12 protein-coding genes are annotated in these 15498 nt (G+C 49.5%); 4 read left to right on the top strand and 8 right to left on the bottom strand.

The window, feature by feature from the left end:
* Positions 1–14 precede the first annotated feature (14 nt).
* From IE055_RS04775 to IE055_RS04745, 7 genes are all read right to left on the bottom strand, one after another.
* Positions 15–1220, bottom strand: coding sequence for a restriction endonuclease subunit S (locus IE055_RS04775; protein ID WP_189398831.1), 1206 nt, complete (start codon positions 1218–1220; stop codon positions 15–17).
* A complete protein-coding gene (locus tag IE055_RS04770; protein WP_189398830.1) occupies positions 1217–3370 on the bottom strand; it encodes a class I SAM-dependent DNA methyltransferase in 2154 nt (717 codons plus the stop codon). Before IE055_RS04770 ends, IE055_RS04775 begins: the two co-directional genes overlap by 4 nt.
* 12 nt (positions 3371–3382) lie before the next feature.
* Positions 3383–3607, bottom strand: coding sequence for a helix-turn-helix domain-containing protein (locus IE055_RS04765; RefSeq protein ID WP_189398829.1), 225 nt, complete (start codon positions 3605–3607; stop codon positions 3383–3385).
* Between the two features lie 97 nt (positions 3608–3704).
* Positions 3705–4256, bottom strand: coding sequence for a PIN domain-containing protein (locus tag IE055_RS04760; RefSeq protein ID WP_189398828.1), 552 nt, complete (start codon positions 4254–4256; stop codon positions 3705–3707).
* Positions 4256–5398: a helix-turn-helix domain-containing protein gene (locus tag IE055_RS04755; protein ID WP_189398827.1), complete on the bottom strand. Its 1143-nt coding sequence runs from the start codon at positions 5396–5398 to the stop codon at positions 4256–4258. The genes IE055_RS04760 and IE055_RS04755 overlap by 1 nt, the downstream gene beginning before the upstream one ends.
* A gap of 168 nt (positions 5399–5566) precedes the next feature.
* Positions 5567–6058: a single-stranded DNA-binding protein gene (gene ssb, locus IE055_RS04750; RefSeq protein ID WP_189398826.1), complete on the bottom strand. Its 492-nt coding sequence runs from the start codon at positions 6056–6058 to the stop codon at positions 5567–5569.
* 72 nt (positions 6059–6130) lie between these two features.
* On the bottom strand, positions 6131–7516 hold the full coding sequence (locus IE055_RS04745; protein ID WP_268244524.1) for an MFS transporter: 1386 nt from the start codon (positions 7514–7516) through the stop codon (positions 6131–6133).
* A gap of 219 nt (positions 7517–7735) precedes the next feature.
* Between IE055_RS04745 and uvrA the strand changes: the two genes are divergently transcribed.
* Both uvrA and yaaA read left to right on the top strand, forming a co-directional pair.
* Complete coding sequence (uvrA, locus tag IE055_RS04740) at positions 7736–10579, top strand: excinuclease ABC subunit UvrA (RefSeq protein ID WP_189398825.1); 2844 nt, start codon at positions 7736–7738, stop codon at positions 10577–10579.
* A gap of 43 nt (positions 10580–10622) precedes the next feature.
* Entirely contained in the window at positions 10623–11396 is a 774-nt protein-coding gene (gene yaaA, locus IE055_RS04735; protein ID WP_189398824.1) for a peroxide stress protein YaaA, read from the top strand.
* 19 nt (positions 11397–11415) lie between these two features.
* Here the strand turns inward: yaaA and IE055_RS04730 are convergent, their stop codons facing one another.
* Entirely contained in the window at positions 11416–11829 is a 414-nt protein-coding gene (locus IE055_RS04730; RefSeq protein ID WP_189398823.1) for a group III truncated hemoglobin, read from the bottom strand.
* 47 nt (positions 11830–11876) lie between these two features.
* On the opposite strand from IE055_RS04730, the gene lipA reads away from it, so the two are divergent.
* On the top strand, positions 11877–12866 hold the full coding sequence (lipA, locus tag IE055_RS04725; RefSeq protein WP_189398822.1) for a lipoyl synthase: 990 nt from the start codon (positions 11877–11879) through the stop codon (positions 12864–12866).
* Positions 12867–12962: 96 nt separating this feature from the next.
* Positions 12963–15146, top strand: a complete 2184-nt coding sequence (locus tag IE055_RS04720; RefSeq protein WP_189398949.1) for an NADP-dependent malic enzyme — start codon at positions 12963–12965, stop codon at positions 15144–15146.
* Positions 15147–15498 lie beyond the last annotated feature (352 nt).

The raw sequence follows: 15498 nt of genomic DNA, 5'->3' as shown, positions 1-15498 counted from the left end.
TATCACTCCTTGATTTAGACAGTCAGCTCGCCGCTCATAAGTTTGGGTAGCAGCAGGTCGCGGGCTTGGGCTAGCTTGGCATTCTGTGCCATTAAATTTCGAACCTGATCGAAGTTGTTCTGAACTACCTGTACGAATTCATCCAAAATGCTCTTTGGGGGCAAGGGAACAGCATATTTGTCAAAGCAAGAATTCTGGACTCTCTGGCGACCAGATGAACCCGTCATGCTTTTAATTGCGTTCTCTCGAAACGGATAAGATCGAGCTAAACAGTAGACAAATTCCGAAGGTACTCGATTTCCTCTTAATACGATGAACTCTGTAGACCCACAAGCCACTTCATCTTCAGCAAGGAAATAGGCATAGCCTGTTTTACCGTTCTCCAAACATGGAGTAATCCGGGCTAACAAGACGTCATTCTTTTTGAATTTAACGTTGGTGTGTTTGGTTCGCCTCTCAAAATCAGCCGTGTTAGCTGTCATCGCTGTTTCGGAGAGTGATGACATGGGCACATACCAAATCTCTTTACCTTTTTCGACAGGGGTTCTCGGATTAACGTCAATCACATCTGGCACGAGAGTCGGCTCCCACCCCTCCGGCACACCATCGATAATCTTAACTTGCTCATGGCCGGGGAAGCGCAGGTGAACAAACCATTCCTGATACAGCAGGCGAGCGGATTCTTCCAGCAACTGAATGCGGCGGCGGTTGTTTTCGATGAGGTCGTCGTAGGTCGCGATAAAGTCGGCAATTCTCGTCTGCTCCGTTACGTCGTCTGGCACCAAGAATTTCAATGCCAGCAGCTTTGCTTGACTCAGATTATCCTGCGCCGCTCCCTGTGTGAATTGCCGATACTGTAACTTCAATACAGCATCAAAAAGGTATTTTATAAAACGGGCGTCTGCTTTCTCTGGATAAGGAATAAACCCTATTACGCTATCAGGAAAACAAGCATCGATAGCAAGAATGGATGTATCCGCAATATTTGCGGCAATCGTTATACACAGAGTACCAACCGGCCATAACTTACTTTGTGCAAGGCCTTCTTCACTGTAAGTTTGGGAGTAATCTGTTAGATACAGCCCAGCGTGCTTCACATCTCCTGTCTGCACAAACGGATACTGACCACCATACAAATGAGCGGCATCTCTTGGCCTGTGCCTAGATCGACCTCTGGATACAAACCCTAGCTGATCTAGTGACATTTCAGACCAACTCATACCCCCAACTCCTCGAAGTTCCGGGCAATTTTTTCAGCTAACTCTGTGGCTTCGGTATTTAAGCCTTGGAGCTCAATATGAATATCGTGCAAGGTTTCTTCAAAATCGAAGTCCTCATCCACTTCTTCCGGCGCCACACCCACATAGCGGCCGGGCGTCAGGCTCCAGTCGGCAGCTTCTATATCTTTAATATCCACCAGTTTGACCAGGCCTTCTACATCGCACAGCTTGCCTTCCGGGAAGCGGCTTAATAACCAATGGGCTTGCTTGTAGAAGTAGCGTACTTGTTTGAGTTGCTCTACGGCGAGCTTGCGGGCCTGATCGGCGCTTTTTTTCAGGTTACCCTTTTTAGAACCGTGACCACGGCTATTTAGTACGCTGTTATCCCACAGTTCGCTGTCTTTGGCGTTATTGGCTTCGGCCAGTTCAATTACGCGGGTTGCCAGTTTGTAGGCGAGATCGATTTCTTTAATCAGATTGCGACTTTGTTCGGCCAAGTCTTTCAGGCAGACATCTTTATCGATAAAGTCCAGCAGACTGGCAGCATCGTTATACTCGTATTCGTTCCACCATTTTTGCAGGTCGTTGGTCAGGATTTGAAACGCGGACCAACCGCCTTCGACCGAGCCCTTGGCATTGAGGAAGTCGACATAGGGCTCAACACTGGTGCCGTCTTGCTCCAGCTTGTCCATAAAAGGTTGAAAGGCTTGGCTAAGTTTTCCCAACTGAGTGATAAAGTCGGGTATCGGCTCGCAGGCTAATTCTTCAGACTTTTCGCAATCGCGAGCTTCGAAAATTGACTTGTCGGTGTAGTGTTTTATCAATTCAACAAAACGCTCGCCTTCGCCACGGTAGAGCCAGACCACGGCGGTCAGGTTCTGCTGCTGCTCGGGGCTGAAATCGTAAATCTTGCGGGTGACTTTGCGGTAGACGTTGCGGGCATCCAACATTAACACTTTGTCTTTTAGATGCGCGGGCTTGTTTTTATTTAAAAACCACAGCTGGCATGGCACAGAACGTGTGTAAAAAAAGTTGCCGCGAATATCGACCATGATATCCACATGACTAGACTTAACTAATTGCTCACGCACCTTAGCTTCGTCCCGCCCGGCGCTGGAAGCCTGGGATGACATAACAAATCCCGCCCGGCCCGTGTCGTTCAAATAGCTATAAAAGTACTGAATCCAAAGGTAGTTGGCATTGCTAACTTTTTTGTTTTTATTCACTCCCGGCAAGCCAAAAGGCAAGCGATGCTTATCGCCTTTAATTTTATCGGCGTCGACTTCATCCACATTAAAGGGTGGGTTAGCCATTACATAGTCGACAGTGCCGAACAGGCCTTCGTGAGGGTCGTTATAGTAGGTAATGGCGGCTTCACCACCTTCCACATTACCTTCAAGGCCATGTACTGCGAGGTTCATTTTGGCTAGGCGTGTGGTGACGCGGTTTTTCTCGTGTCCGTAAAAGGTGAGTTCATGCGGATCTTGCGCGTGACGCTCCATAAAGTGGGCGCTTTGTACGAACATGCCTCCAGATCCGCAAGCCGGGTCAAATATTTTGCCGTGGTCGGGTTCAATCACATTCACCAATAATTGCACTAATGACACAGGCGTAAAAAATTCACCGCCATCGTGCGCGCCCTGATCGGCAAATTGGGTAAGAAAATACTCGTAAATACGGCCAAAAATATCGCCCGTAGCCTTTTTCAATTCTTCCGGGTTTAGCGTACGCAGCAACATGCCCAACACGTCGTTGGGAATGTTGTTGTATTCCTGCTTCGGCAGCTGATTGCGAAGATTGGTGTAGTCGGCCTCGATAGACTCCATGGCATGAATGATGGCTTCGGCGCGATTATCGGCATCCGTCAGGGCAATCAAGTAATCAAACTGCGCTTCGGGCTCTAGATAGATAGCGCTCTTTTTAGAGAAGTCTTCTTTTGTAAGCTCGCGGGTTTTACCTCCGCGACTGGGCAGCGTGGCGACAATCTCGTCTTTTACCGCCAGATAGCGGCTGTAGGCATGGCGCAGAAAGATCAGCCCCATCACCGGCAAAAAGTATTCGTTACTGGCTAGCTCGGAGTTGGCGCGTAGGGTATCAGCCGATTTCCACAGGCGTTTTTCAATTGCTTCGATGTTTTCCAGTTGTGCCATGGGGCCGGATTCCTAGTTATCTTCTGATTTACTGCTTGGTGATTTAGTTAGTTCGCAGACACCGGCGCGGTTGTGCTGGGCGGCGATGTATTGCTCCAGCTCGCTCTGTTTGAATCGCCAGGAGTTACCCACTTTAAAGCCCGGTAGTTCACCACTTGCGGCCAGACGGTATATGGTCCGTTCATTCACCTTGAGGTAATCGGCCACGTCTTTGATGGTCAATATGGGGTCGCTCATGACGAGATTTCTCAACTGTGTCGGAGGTGTCGGAAAAGTACAAGACTGTCAATATATAGGATCTGGGAAGGAGATCAAGTAAGAACGGTTTTCAGGCTTATTGATCGCCAAACAGGCGCTGGTAGTCGGCCTTGAAGTTGGCAGGCATGTCTGAAAAGTACTTCCAGTACTCGACCAGGCCGTTGATGGTCTTCATGTCTGTATGGCCACAGTCCAGCATGATTTTGAGCAGCTCTAAGGTTGGCATGACTTGCGCATCGAAGGCTTTAGCCAGCTCGGTCATATCCTGATCGTCCGTCACTAGCGGAACACCCAATTCCAATGCATAGGCGATATACCAGGCATCTACACGGGACGGCCCAGATAATTCAGTTTGTACATGATCCCATACGTATTCGAAGATTTGCTGGATGGACTTCTTTTGCTTCTTGCCGATTTGGGGGAAGTGTTTGCGATTCTCGGCGAATTCCTCGTCATCCACCCATGGGAACTTACTTTGCAGTTTTCTGGTACCGAGCTCGTCATTCAGTTCAGGCAGAATGTACAGGCAATACTCGTTGTCACCAAAGGGCACAAACAGTAAGGGGCGTATGGTTTTGGCCAACCTTAGGTAGGCGTTGGTATCAACGAGGATTTTCGATTGCGGCATCAGGTCAACTCTGCGTGGATACTCCGTGCATCGAGGAGTGGCATATCCAGCACAGTTTGAACATAACCTGGCCCTTTATCGCGCTCTTTTAGATATTTTCGAAGCATATCGAAGAAAGGAGTTTCAAATGCGCCTTCTACTTTTTCGATGTAGTCACGGGCGCTTGGGTGGCCGTGTTCGTCCAGCTCATTGTCACCAAACAGGGCTTCGCTGAGATTTAGGAATTGCTGGTTAAATTTGGTTACTGCACCAAAAAAGGAATTACCCATTTTAATTTCAGCTCTATCAAGCCGCTTTGCGTACTTGTTAACTTGCTGAAGGATAGTATTTGGGGAAATTACCTGCTGCTCTGCCATCTGCTTTAACGTATTGATCTTTGCAGCAATCGACGGCTTTTCAACCAACACTTCGTAGGCCTGCTCCGCTAATTCATGAGGGTAAAGCAAGCTCGCGGCGAACGCATCGGCAAAATCTTCAGCATCATCGCCCTCAAGGCTTGGCGAAAGACAGTGCCCCAACTCATGTGCCATCCAGAACTTGAAGTCATGAATATTGGTATCCAGATTCAGGTAAACCCAGGTGCTTCCTGAGTCAGGAAGGTGTATGTGCACCGCATTTTCATGACGCTGTTTTGCTCCCCACATAACGGGAACCACAACGGCCTGCAGTTCGCAGAAGCGGCGAATCAAATGCGTGAAATCCACACACTCCATCGGGCCAAGATTAATATCTTCTCTGACTTTCACTGTTACCGTTCGAAGATAGTCATAATCACAGCTCGGCGACTTGAGTACCGGCGGCATTTCAAAGGTGTCAAACGGCAGATAGGGCACGAGGTGACGCAAAAAGCGGCCAATCTCTTGCGCTTTTTCGATATGGTGATCCTTTGTTTTGGTACCGCGCATTTTGCGGAATGCCACTTTCGGGGCATGCGGATCTTCGTTGATGACTAAATCATCAAAAGAGAGATTCAGCAATTTGCCTAACTGAAGTAGCTTGTTGGGGCGTGGAAAAGACTTGTGCAAAAGCCACTGGGAAACGGCTTCTTTGGTTACGCCTAAAGCATCAGCGACGGCAGTTTGGGTTAACCCTGCCATATCGATGGCCTGCTGTGCTTTATCTGTATTTAGTCTTTTTTGCATGCGAGAAGTATATGCAGCAGTCAAGTTTTGTCAAGTTTCCACCTCTTTCTGAATGTCAATTTTTCACAGTCAGTGGTTACCTATTTTTTCAAACCTCAAGCTCAAAAAAAAGCCCCTTAAAAACAGGGGCTTAGGCTACTTCAATAATAGTTTTAATTGAGGTGATTTCTAGAACGGAATATCGTCATCAAAATCCGGTGCAGGTTGTTGTGGGGCCTGTTGTTGCGGTGCATTATAGCCTTGACCACCACCTTGTTGGCCGCCACGATTTTGTTGTGGTGCAGATTGGTAGCCGCCGCCACCGCCCTGTCCCATATTGTCGCCGCGTGAATCCAGCATTTGCATTTCATTCGCAACAATCTCAGTTGTGTATCGATCCTGACCATTTTGGTCCTGCCACTTGCGCGTTTGCAGTTTGCCCTCGATGTACACTTTAGAACCTTTACGTAGATATTCACCGGCAATTTCACCTAAGCGATTGAACATCACAATCCGGTGCCATTCAGTTTTTTCTACTTGCTCACCTGTGTTTTTGTCTTTCCAACTTTCCGATGTTGCGACACTGATGTTAGCGATGGCCGCGCCGTTATTGCCATAACGAACCTCTGGGTCATTGCCCAGGTTGCCAACGATAATTACTTTGTTAATACCACGTGCCATTAGTTACTCCTTAAGTAATATGAGCGTAAAAATTTTATTTGTTCAGCTGGGCGATTTTAACGCGGCGTCGCCTCAAGTGCTAGGCGAGTCCAAGAATTTATCCAACGCAGCATAATCGAGCTGGTTTTTATCGACCTTGAGATATGCCGTATTCTCTCCTTGGATGACGATAACCTCATGCACACCCAGGACATTGGAAAGATCCGCATGCTGCACACCGGTTCGGATTTGAACGACTAGGCTATCGAGCAACTGCGGCATGGGCGCATTAAACACGATCCAGGCCCAAGCGAGCAACGCCATGCCACACAACACAAATACCGCGGTCACACCGATCTGGCCATACACCAATCCCCCCAGCATGCCACCAAAGAAGACACCGAGAAATTGAAACGTGTTGTACACACCCATCGCTGAGCCTTTGCCTGCGGCTGGTGCGACCCGCGAGACCAATGACGGCAGCATGGCCTCAAGCAAGTTGAAACCCCAAAAAAAGAAGAATAAACAAATACCGAGTCCAAGTACGCCAAGTGGTCGCCACATCAGCAAGCATTGCGCAAACAACAATATCGAAATCGCGGTTAGGAATACGCGCATGACCCATTGTTTACGGGTCGATAAGATGATCAGCGGCACCATACAGACCACCGAACCAAGCAAGGCTGGCACGTAGACTTTCCAATGGTGGCGTGTCTCTAGACCTAGTTGATCCAACAAAATAATGGGCACCACAACAAACATGGCCGTCAACACAAAATGTAAAATAAAAATGCCTAAATCTAAGCGAATAAGTTGCCCATTACGCAGTAAATCAAACATCTTACTTGGCACGGCACGGACTTCAAGATTGAAGGTTTGCACCGGCGTTGGAACGGCCTTAACAATCACAACCATGGCCGCACCAGCCAGCAATGCAGTAAGTAAAAACATGCCTTTCACACCGATATTGGCCGCCAACCAGGGTGCAACGATCAAGGCAAACATAAATGCTAGACCAATGGTCATGCCGATTAAGGCCATGGCCTTGGTCCGCTGTTCTTCGCGAGTGAGGTCACTCGTTAGCGCTAACACCACCGCAGCGATCGCGCCGGCACCCTGCAGCGCACGCCCCACAATCACGCCCTCAATGGAGGTTGCCAACGCAGCCACCACGCTACCGAACATAAAAATGGTCAGACCGGTCAAGATGATCGGTTTGCGCCCGAAGCGGTCTGACAGCATACCAAACGGAATTTGAAACAATGCCTGAGTGATACCATAAACGCCAAGGGCAATGCCCATCAAAAACGGCGTGGCACCGTCCAGTTGCTCAGCGTAAATCGCCAGGACCGGCAAAATAAGGAACAAACCGAACATTCGCAGCCCGTATACCGATGCCAGCGCCGCAATCGATCGACGTTCGAGGGGGTTCAATCCAGGGCGGTTCTGGGACGAGCCAGCAGAAGAATCAGAGGTCACAAGCAAACTTTTGGTTGAATTTAGCGGGAATCACTCAAAGCAGACCAAATTCAGATTCCGCTTTGACATTGGGTCACGTATATTAACAGGTTGTTCTACTGGCAGGAACTCAAAACCGGGTTCGGCAAAGATTCTTGGTTTGATATTTGAGCCTCTGTCAACAATCCGCGAAACTGGGATCGCCGACCTCATAAATCGCTCCAATTCAGAAGTAACATCGTGCTTGAAAAAATTACTATTCGTGGTGCTCGAACGCATAACCTAAAAGGTATTGACTTAGAGCTACCTCGCGAAAAACTCATCGTCATCACTGGCCTGTCCGGCTCCGGTAAGTCCTCTTTGGCCTTCGATACCATCTATGCCGAGGGTCAGCGTCGTTATGTGGAGTCCTTGTCTGCCTACGCACGCCAGTTTTTGTCGTTGATGGAGAAACCGGACGTCGATCTGATTGAAGGGCTGTCGCCTGCAATTTCGATAGAACAGAAAGCCACCTCTCATAATCCGCGTTCTACCGTCGGCACGATTACCGAAATTTACGATTATTTGCGTCTGCTTTACGCACGTGTCGGCGATCCTCGCTGCCCAGACCACAAGGTCACGCTCGAGGCCCAAACCATCAGCCAGATGGTCGATCAAACCATGGCTTTGCCAGAAGGCAGTAAAATCATGCTGGTCGCTCCCGTGGTGCGGAATCGTAAAGGCGAGTTCCTAAACTTATTACAAAGCATGCACGCGCAGGGGTACATTCGCGCGCGCGTAGATGGTCAGGTTATCGATTTAGCCGAGCCGCCCGCGCTGAAGAAAAACTTCAAACACGACATTGATATCATCATTGATAGGCTGATCATCAAGCCAGGCAACGAACAGCGTATGGCCGAGTCATTTGAGACGGCTCTGGAATTAGCTGAGGGCGTAGCCGAAGTGGTTGTTCTGGCGGACGAACACCAAGATGAGCGGACACTGGTATTCTCCTCTCGTTATGCCTGTCCGCACTGTGGTTACAGCCTGAGTGAACTGGAACCAAGGTTGTTCTCATTTAACAATCCGGTCGGCGCTTGTTCTAGCTGCGATGGACTCGGGACCAAACAATATTTTGACCCTAAGCAGATTATTTTTGACACCGAATTGAGCTTGTCGCAAGGAGCGATAAAAGGCTGGGATCGCCGCAGCTTGTTTTATTTCCGCATGCTGCAAAATGTGGCCGATCATTATGATTTCTCCGTCGATGAACCCTTGAGTTCATTGAGCGCTGAGCAAATGCAGAAACTACTTTACGGTAGCGGTGATGAAACCATCGAATTCAGTTACCTACGCCACAAAGGCCAAGGTGTCACGCGCCACCACAGTTGGGAAGGCATCATCCCCAATATGGAGCGACGTTATCGTGAGACTGAATCGAACAGCATGCGTGAGGAGTTGGCTAAATACATTAACTCGCAAACTTGCCCGGACTGCTCAGGCAGTCGGTTGCGCCTTGAGGCGCGAAATGTCTTTATCAATGACACCACCATCAATCAGATTGTCACGCAATCGATTGGCGATGCCCTCGCTTTTTTCGAGGCCCTCCAGCTAACCGGAAATCGCGCAGAGATCGCCGACAAAATTGTTAAAGAAATCCACGATCGATTAGGTTTCTTGGTCAATGTTGGGCTGAATTACCTGAGCATGGACCGCTCTGCAGAAACGCTCTCAGGAGGTGAAGCTCAGCGTATCCGTCTGGCCTCGCAAATCGGTTCTGGCCTGGTTGGCGTCATGTATGTGCTCGACGAGCCATCGATTGGCCTTCATCAACGCGACAATGATCGCCTGATTGCGACGCTCACTCATTTGCGCGACCTCGGCAATACCGTTATTGTGGTCGAACATGATGAAGATGCTATGCAACACGCAGATTTTATTGTGGATATTGGCCCAGGCGCCGGTGTGCATGGTGGAGAGATTGTGGCGCAAGGCACTCTAGGACAAATCAAGTCTAATCCAAAATCGTTGACTGGCCGCTACTTGTCCGGCAAAGAGGCCATCACCGTGCCAGCCAAACGACATGCGATCGACAAGAAAAAACAGATCACCATCAAAGGCGCAGCGGGGAATAATTTACGCAATGTGTCGGTATCGATTCCGATTGGCGTGTTGACCTGCGTCACGGGTGTTTCCGGTTCTGGCAAGTCTACCTTGATCAATAATACGCTCTACCCGGCTGCGGCACAGACCATCAATCGCAGTCGAATTGAAGCGGCACCACACAAATCAATCTCGGGTCTGGATCAGGTGGATAAAATCGTCGACATAAACCAAAGTCCAATTGGTCGCACTCCGCGCTCAAATCCGGCGACCTACACACAGTTATTTACTCCCATACGGGAGCTGTTTGCTGGCACACCGGAAGCACGCGCACGAGGTTACAAACCGGGGCGCTTTAGCTTTAATGTCAAAGGTGGTCGTTGCGAGGCCTGCCAGGGCGATGGTTTGATAAAAGTTGAAATGCACTTTCTACCCGATATTTACGTGGCCTGCGACGTGTGCAAAGGCCAACGTTACAATCGAGAGACGCTAGACATTCGCTACAAAGGTCAAAATATCCACGACGTGCTGGAAATGACGATCGAAGACGCGGTGGATTTTTTCAGCGCGGTACCGAACATTCATAAGAAGCTTGAGACACTGATGTCGGTCGGCCTTGGCTACATTAAGCTTGGCCAAAGCGCTATTACCCTCTCAGGCGGTGAAGCGCAGCGCATCAAATTGGCCCGTGAACTATCCAAACGGGACACTGGGCAGACGCTCTACATCTTGGACGAACCGACTACCGGCCTGCATTTTCACGACATTCGCCAACTACTGGATGTGTTGCATACTTTGCGCGATCACGGCAACACCATCGTCGTGATTGAACACAATCTCGATGTCATCAAAACTGCCGACTGGATCATAGATCTAGGCCCAGAGGGCGGCCAAGGTGGTGGCACGATTGTGGCCGAAGGTACGCCCGAAGAGGTCGCGCAAAAGTCGGGCTCGTACACCGGCCATTACTTAGCCCCATTTTTGAGCAAGAAATCGGCTTAAAACTAACCAAAACTAAGACCTATTTAAACTTCGACGAATTGTCATGCTAATTGTAATTTCTCCAGCGAAAACGCTCGATTTTGAGACGCCCGCCCAATCCTCAAAACACAGCCAACCAGAAATGTTGGATCAGAGTGAACCCTTAGTGGATCTATTGTCTACGTTTTCACCAGCGGATCTGGAAAAATTAATGCTTATTAGTCCCAAGCTGGCTGAGCTGAATGTGGAGCGTTTCCACCAATGGCGCCGACCGTTCAATATAAAAAACGCCAAACAATCGATTGAAGCGTTTCAAGGCGATGTTTACACCGGATTGGCAGTAGAAAATTTCAGTGACGACGATTTTCTTTACGCTCAAGAGCACCTGCGGATTCTATCGGGTTTATACGGCGTTTTGCGCCCTCTCGATTTAATGCAGCCTTATCGCCTTGAAATGGGGACCAAACTGGTCAACGAAAAAGGCGCTACTTTATACGCATATTGGGGCGACACCATCACTGATAATTTGAACCAGCAGCTGCAACGACTCAAGTCAGAAGTATTGGTTAACTTAGCTTCAAACGAGTACTTTAAATCTGTTAAGCCTAAGAAATTACACGCCGACATCATTACACCAGTGTTCAAAGATTGGAAAAACGGCGACTATAAAGTCATCAGCTTTTTTGCCAAGAAAGCGCGCGGACAAATGTCAGCTTGGGTTCTCCAAAATCGCATTGATAGCCCCGAGGCCTTGCTTGAATTCAATGTAGATGGCTACGTGTACAGTGCATCGCACTCTGACGAAAAATCGCCCGTGTTTATTCGCAAACAAGATTAGCCAGTAAATCTCTGCCGCGTTAATCTCGTGGCAGAACTAGCTGCATATCACGACGCCGACCTTGCACAATGGCGGCCGAGATACTTTTTGCCACCATTTCTGCCCGCTGCTTCATTTTGTCTGCGTTGTCGCCGGCATGCTGGGCATCAACTGCGCGCTCAAACAAATACAACCAGCGCGTAAAATGCCCGGGGCGAAGCGGAATTTTTTGGTGCAGCTCGAGATGTTTACGTAGCGGGTTGCCATCGTAGTGCCGACCGCCGAACACGACATCCATCCAAAAATTAACAATGACCGGCAAATGATGATCGAGCTCGATCTTGGCGACGTCGGTAAAAATAAAGCCAACAATGGGGTCTTTCAGCATATCTGCATAGAATCGAGCCACAATATCCTCGATATCCGTGCGATCAAGTACGTCATTTTTAGACATTAGTTGTTATAATCCTGCGCCTAGTTCACTCATCCGTAGTTTAACCGATGTCCGACACAACTGTTAAAAGCACGCGCCCGAAAATTAAGCCGGTGGTTCCGGGTGAAAAACTCCGCGGTGCTGAGAAGATGGCGCGGATTCCCGTCAAGATTGAACAGACCAAGAACCCGTTGCGAAAGCCTGAGTGGATTCGCATCCGCCTGCAAAACGGCAACAAAGTTCAGGAACTGAAAAACACATTACGTGAAAATAAATTACACACTGTGTGTGAGGAAGCCTCCTGCCCCAATCTGAACGAATGTTTTAGTCGTGGTACGGCGACATTTATGATCATGGGAGACATTTGTACCCGCCGCTGCCCATTCTGCGATGTGGCACATGGCCGACCACTGGCGCTAGACCAAGATGAACCAAAACACTTGGCCGAAACCATCAGAGCCATGGGCCTACGCTACGTGGTAATCACCTCGGTTGATCGCGACGATTTACGCGACGGTGGCGCGGGCCATTTCGTAGCGTGCATCGAGGAAGTTCGTAAGCTCAACCCAACCACGCAGATTGAGATTTTAGTGCCCGACTTTCGGGGACGTATGGACATTGCGATTGAATTGATGGCGAACAATCCACCCGATGTGTTCAACCACAATCTGGAGACGATCCCGGATTTTTATCGCAAGGTGCGTCCCGGCTCAGATTATCAATGGTCACTTGACCTGATCAAGCGATTCAAAGCAGCACAACCAAAGGTATACACTAAATCCGGTTTGATGCTGGGCATCGGCGAGACAATGGATCAAGTCAAAGCCGTTTTACGTGACCTCAAAGCACACGATTGCGACATGATCACTCTCGGTCAATATTTGCAGCCCAGCTTGAGCCATCTACCAGTCGAACGTTATGTGCACCCAGACGAGTTTGATGAACTCCGTGACTATGGTGAGGCTCTGGGTTTTCGTCACGTGGCCTCGGGTCCCTTAGTTCGATCCTCGTATCATGCGGATGTGCAAGCGCATGCGGCGTCCGATGAGCAGGCATAAATACGATTAACAATCACCATTCACAGGCCGACTATGTCGGCCTGTATTGATTTCAATACACTCCAACGTAACAGACTGTCCAGCAAGAATGAGATTATGACCACCAGTAGCGACAATTTGCGCGACGCCGCACTTCACTATCACCGCACGCCTAGCGCCGGAAAAATCCGCGTCCAGGCCACCAAGCCCCTGTCGAACCAACGTGACCTGGCACTCGCCTACTCGCCTGGCGTGGCGGAACCCTGTAAGGAAATTGAAAAAAACCCATTGGCCGCGGCTGACTATACATCGCGCAGCAATTTGGTAGGCGTTGTTACCAACGGGACTGCGGTTCTGGGACTCGGAAATATTGGTGCCCTAGCATCCAAACCGGTGATGGAAGGCAAGGCGATATTATTTAAGAATTTCGCAGACGTGAATGCGTATGACATCGAAGTCAATGAGACCGATGTGGACGCATTCTGTGACATCGTGGCCGCACTGGAGCCGACTTTCGGTGGGATCAATTTAGAAGATATCAAAGCACCACAGTGTTTTGAAATTGAAGAAAAGCTGCGCGAACGCATGAATATTCCGGTATTCCATGACGATCAACACGGCACTGCGATTGTGTCGGCAGCCGCCGTGATCAACGGCTTGAAAGTGGTTGGCAAACATATAGAAGACGTCAAGTTGGTGGTATCAGGTGCCGGCGCGGCCGCCATGGCCTGCACCAACCTATTACTGGATCTCGGCGTCGACATCAACAATGTGCTGATGCTTGACAGTCGTGGCGTGATTCACTCAGAGCGCGAGAACCTGGACGCTACAAAACAAAAATTTGCCCGCGCAACCACGGCTCGCACACTGGAAGATGCCATGCTCAATTGCGACGTATTCCTTGGCGTCTCGCAACCCAACTTGGTGAGCGTCGACATGCTCAAAAGCATGGCGGACAAACCGTTGATTTTGGCGATGTCAAACCCCGACCCAGAGGTTCGCCCTGAACTCGTCTACGAACATCGCCCCGACGCGGTGATGGCCACCGGTCGTTCGGATTACCCGAACCAGGTCAATAATGTTCTGTGCTTTCCATTTTTGTTTCGCGGCGCATTAGACGTTGGTGCGACCACTATCAATCAGGCCATGAAAATCGCCTGCGTAAATGCCTTGGCAGAACTCGCTCACTCTGAAAGCAATGAAATTGTTGCCAGTTATTATCAGAATGAATCGATGCTGTTTGGCGCCGGCTACATCTTACCCAAACCGTTCGACCCGCGCCTGATCACCACCATTGCTCCGGCGGTGGCTCAAGCCGCGATTGACAGTGGTGTTGCCACTCGCCCATTCGAAGATATTGAAACTTACCGCGCGAGCCTGGAACCGCTGGTATACCGAACCGGCAACGTCATGCGCCCGATCTTCGAAAAGGCACAGAATATCACGCACAAAGTATTGTATACCGATGGTGAAAACGAACGCGTGCTACGTGCAGTGCAAGACGTTGTGGATCAGAGCTACGCGCGCCCGGTACTGCTTGGTGATGTACAAACGATTCATACCAATATCGAAAAATTGGGATTGAGACTGCAGCTCAATCGTGATTACGAAGTCATCGCGCCACGCGGCACCACGGAGGAAGATCGTGTTAAATACGCCTGTGTATTGATCGAAAATGGCACAGCACACGCTGCGCTAACGGGGCCAGGCGCTAAACTACACGAACAAATTGGCGCGATTGAACGCTGCATCGGCACCACGACGGGCGATGACCATATGGCGGTGATGCATCTGTTGTTATTGGACACCGGAACGGTCTTTATTGCCGACACCAGTATCCACGAGAACCCAAGCGCAGAAGAACTCGCCAACATCACGGTTTTGGCGGCCCAGGAAGTACGCCGGTTCGGAATGACACCACGAGTCGCATTATTGTCACATTCGAGTTTTGGAAGCCACGTGACAGAGTCATCTAAAAAAATGGCGCGCACTAAACAATTGCTGGCTGAACTCGCACCGGAACTTGAGGTCGATGGCGAAATGAAGGGCGCGACCGCGCTTAACGCGACAACCAGAGAGAAGTCAGGCAAGAGCACGCTGAGTGATAACGCAAACTTATTGATCATGCCGAACCTTGACGCCGCTAACATTACTTACACCGTACTCAAATCGATGGCAAACGGTATTTCGGTCGGACCAATTTTGTTGGGCACCGATCTACCTATTCACCCAATAACCAAAACCACCACACCACGTGGCATCGTGAATTTGACCAGCCTGGTAACCGCCAGCGTCAAATAGCCCCATTGGCTACGGCGCATCGGGATGCTCGCCTTGCCCTACCCCATCGCAACCAGTTGGTTGCGATGGGTAACATGTAATATTTTCACGGAAGTGCTACCCTATCTGTGATTTGATACAAATGCCCTTTTGGATATGGCTCTGCTCCCGGTCATACGAAGGAATGACAATCTAACTCTATTCAGCATTCCTAAGCTGAAATCTGCTCGTACAAAGGTCATTGAGCGCCCGCTCGCCAAGCTGGTCACTCAAGGGTTTGCGACCGTCATTCGCGTTAAAGCTGAGCGCAATTAATGTAATTTATTTACATTTCGCATATCTATAGGTATTATTCACGCCGCAAATAAAGGTA

Source organism: Arenicella chitinivorans (genome assembly GCF_014651515.1).
GTDB classification, from domain to species: Bacteria; Pseudomonadota; Gammaproteobacteria; order Arenicellales; family Arenicellaceae; genus Arenicella; species Arenicella chitinivorans.
The sequence above is the reverse complement of the archived record's forward strand: the minus strand, read 5'-3'. Positions and strand labels throughout refer to the sequence as shown.

Excerpts from the sequence above, each read along its gene's own strand:
- IE055_RS04775 (WP_189398831.1), bottom strand. The coding sequence starts at position 1,220 with ATGAGTTGGTCTGAAATGTCACTAGATCAGCTAGGGTTTGTATCCAGA.
- IE055_RS04770 (WP_189398830.1), bottom strand. The coding sequence starts at position 3,370 with ATGGCACAACTGGAAAACATCGAAGCAATTGAAAAACGCCTGTGGAAA.
- IE055_RS04765 (WP_189398829.1), bottom strand. The coding sequence starts at position 3,607 with ATGAGCGACCCCATATTGACCATCAAAGACGTGGCCGATTACCTCAAG.
- IE055_RS04760 (WP_189398828.1), bottom strand. The coding sequence starts at position 4,256 with ATGCCGCAATCGAAAATCCTCGTTGATACCAACGCCTACCTAAGGTTG.
- IE055_RS04755 (WP_189398827.1), bottom strand. The coding sequence starts at position 5,398 with ATGCAAAAAAGACTAAATACAGATAAAGCACAGCAGGCCATCGATATG.
- ssb (WP_189398826.1), bottom strand. The coding sequence starts at position 6,058 with ATGGCACGTGGTATTAACAAAGTAATTATCGTTGGCAACCTGGGCAAT.
- yaaA (WP_189398824.1), top strand. The coding sequence starts at position 10,623 with ATGCTAATTGTAATTTCTCCAGCGAAAACGCTCGATTTTGAGACGCCC.
- IE055_RS04730 (WP_189398823.1), bottom strand. The coding sequence starts at position 11,829 with ATGTCTAAAAATGACGTACTTGATCGCACGGATATCGAGGATATTGTG.
- lipA (WP_189398822.1), top strand. The coding sequence starts at position 11,877 with ATGTCCGACACAACTGTTAAAAGCACGCGCCCGAAAATTAAGCCGGTG.
- IE055_RS04720 (WP_189398949.1), top strand. The coding sequence starts at position 12,963 with ATGACCACCAGTAGCGACAATTTGCGCGACGCCGCACTTCACTATCAC.